Raw genomic sequence first — 703 nt, 5'->3', positions numbered from 1 at the left:
CTAAAAACTCTTTCCAATACTCAATCCTGCAAAAATTGATGTGAAAACCCAATCTTCTCTCCCTCCTACAGGAACTTTGAAAAATGGCGTATAGCCAACCCTAAAAAAGAATCCCCCTTCCGGTTTTTGGTATCTATAACCGATTCTTAAAGGAATTAGAGAATCAAACACCACTTTATCTTCTAATTCTAATGTTTCTGAATTAAAATCTAGACTTGTGGCTAAGTGAGGAGTTAAACCTAAACCTAATTCTAAGTGATGATTACCGCTTCCTATAAGGCCAGAAACTTCCAAAGGATGCGGGATTAAAAACAGTTGATCCTTCTACACGATCTGCCCAGAGTGAAAAACCTACACTACCCATCATCTTTATAGCTCCTTTTTGATAAAAAAGCTTACCAAATGTAATTGCATATTGACCTGCATTACCTCCAAGATCAAGGTAAACGGCTTTTTTTGCAGTAAAGGTTTCGGCCTCGGTTTGAGCAAAAATAGATTGGGAACTAATCAATAAAACCAGAGAAAAACCGAAAAGAATAAATTTGGATTTGTAGTTCATGGTGTAGCGGGTTTATAACATTTTTTGAGTTCCATTTACCTAAGTGATTGATACTCTTCAAATAGAATCAAAGCGAGGAAAATTCCCAATTAGCCTCTTTTAAAAACTCTTCCCAAAACTTAGTCCGGCCCAATAAGGATTGAA

Annotated in this window: 2 protein-coding genes; both read right to left on the bottom strand. The window is 36.3% G+C overall.

What is annotated here, in order from left to right:
• Positions 1-294 carry a hypothetical protein gene (locus Q0L00_RS19620; RefSeq protein WP_297338591.1) on the bottom strand — a complete coding sequence of 98 codons (294 nt, stop codon included), beginning with the start codon at positions 292-294 and terminating at the stop codon, positions 1-3.
• Positions 263-559 (bottom strand): hypothetical protein, encoded by a 297-nt coding sequence (locus tag Q0L00_RS19615; RefSeq protein ID WP_297338590.1) that lies wholly within the window; start codon positions 557-559, stop codon positions 263-265. Before Q0L00_RS19615 ends, Q0L00_RS19620 begins: the two co-directional genes overlap by 32 nt.
• Positions 560-703: the final 144 nt, after the last annotated feature.

The organism is Algoriphagus sp. (assembly GCF_024305035.1).
Taxonomy (GTDB): domain Bacteria; phylum Bacteroidota; class Bacteroidia; order Cytophagales; family Cyclobacteriaceae; genus Algoriphagus.
This window is presented reverse-complemented; position numbering and strand designations above follow the sequence as displayed.

Coding starts and splice junctions, on each gene's coding strand:
- Q0L00_RS19615 (WP_297338590.1), bottom strand. CDS start 559: ATGAACTACAAATCCAAATTTATTCTTTTCGGTTTTTCTCTGGTTTTA.